The sequence below is a fragment of the Flavobacterium sp. genome (assembly GCF_029242675.1).
Taxonomy (GTDB): domain Bacteria; phylum Bacteroidota; class Bacteroidia; order Flavobacteriales; family Flavobacteriaceae; genus Flavobacterium.
This window is the reverse complement of sequence record NZ_JAQWTM010000142.1, coordinates 1-1,621: the sequence shown is the minus strand read 5'-3', so window position 1 is coordinate 1,621 and position 1,621 is coordinate 1. Positions and strand designations below refer to the sequence as shown.

The following is a 1,621-nucleotide window of genomic DNA, read 5'->3' as shown; positions in this document are numbered from 1 at the left end:
TGGACTGAAAATCCATGTGTCCCTGGTTCGATCCCTGGAGGTACCACATCATGCTCGGATGGTGAAATTGGTAGACACGCTGGACTTAAAATCCAGTGAACAGCAATGTTCGTGCGGGTTCAAGTCCCGCTCTGAGTACTAGAAACTTCAATTAGTTAATTCTAATTGGAGTTTTTTTTTATCCCACTGTTAACGATGAAAATGTTCTTTTTAGAAAAGTAGTGTACCGTTTTCTCGGATCAAGATCAAAAGTTGGGGATTAAGGGATCAAGATCAAAAGTTGGGGATTAAGCAAAAAGATTAGATAATCTAAATAAGTAGAAATCAATTTTTCTAACTCCTCTAAATTGAGATCTAAATGCCTTTATTTTTGCATTGAAGGATTCTGCTGAAGCATTTGTACTTCGATTGTCAAAGTAATTTAAAATTGATTGATAGTTAATTGTTATCGTATTAAGTGCAATATTGAAGTTTTTAAATCCCGATTCTTCTACTTTTCTATACCAATGCGCTAATTTTAGCATAGCAACATTTTTATCGTTGTTACTGTTATATATGGCTCTTAGTTGCTGAGACAAAATATATGCTGTTTTTAAATCAGGATAGATTTCAAAAAGAAGCTGTGCTCTTTCTACTTGGCTGTTAGTCCACTTTTCTTTTGATTTATATAGTAAATAGCGACTTCTAGCTAATAACTGTTTTACGGTATCACCATTGTTTAAGAGTTCTGGAGTGTATGTTTTGTTTTCGGATTTAGCATTTAGTATCGCCTGATTCTCTCTATCCATTGCTTCCCAACGGTACTTGATTCTGATTTCTTGTAAAGCCTCTAAGGCTAATTTCTGTACATGAAAGCGATCCGTTACTTGTATGGCTTTTGGAAAACATTTTTTAGCTATCAACTTCATGGAATTTGCCATATCAAGAGTGATTTCTATAACTGCTTGTCTTTTTTTTAAGTCGATCTTACTGACTTGTTCGATAACATGTTCTGTTTTAGTGCCAGCAACAATAGCCACTAATGATCCTTTTTTGCCTTTGGCTTTTTTATTGGTGACAATAGTATAAAGTTCTCCGTGGGATAAGGCAACTTCGTCAATGGCGAGATGAGTACCAATATTTTCAGGGTAAATAATCCAGTTATGAGCATGTTTTCTAGGTTCCCAAGTTTTAAAAGAACTTAAGTGATTTTTATACTGTCTTAGGAGTTTTTTACCATCAACACCAAAGAACCCTCCAATAGTGTTACAATTAATAGCGGTATTATCTATTAATTTCTTTTAAAAAAGCCGCAAACTCTTGCGTCATACGTGTTCCCTTGGCAACTAACTGCCAATCTCTTTTAACAATCTCGCCATTGGTTTTATTTGTCCAACGACGACGTTTAATGTGTAAGAAAACAAATTTACCCCTTAGCGAAAAATCTTAAATTGTAATTTCATCCAAAAACCCTTTGGATACTAATTCTAAAGAATCAAACTCTTTGGGAGGTTTTGATTTTTCTTCAAAATAGAGATGTAGGTTTTCCTCAGAATTGAGAGCAGAAACTATTTCAAAGTTATCTACTAGAAAATCGGGAAGAACAAATTTTAAAAGTTCGACAGAATCCATTTGTTATTGT

At 34.2% G+C, this 1,621-nt stretch carries 1 protein-coding gene, 1 tRNA gene and 1 pseudogene; 1 reads left to right on the top strand and 2 read right to left on the bottom strand.

Annotation, left to right across the window (positions count from 1 at the left end; translation table 11 throughout):
• The first annotated feature begins 52 nt into the window (after positions 1 to 52).
• Positions 53 to 138: transfer RNA gene (locus P8M54_RS05665), tRNA-Leu, on the top strand.
• A 149-nt stretch (positions 139 to 287) separates the two neighbouring features.
• Here P8M54_RS05665 and P8M54_RS05660 read toward each other — a convergent pair.
• On the bottom strand, positions 288 to 1,241 hold the full coding sequence (locus P8M54_RS05660; RefSeq protein ID WP_300286092.1) for a transposase: 954 nt from the start codon (positions 1,239 to 1,241) through the stop codon (positions 288 to 290).
• Between the two features lie 22 nt (positions 1,242 to 1,263).
• Positions 1,264 to 1,611 (bottom strand): annotated as a pseudogene (locus P8M54_RS05655) (transposase).
• Positions 1,612 to 1,621: the final 10 nt, after the last annotated feature.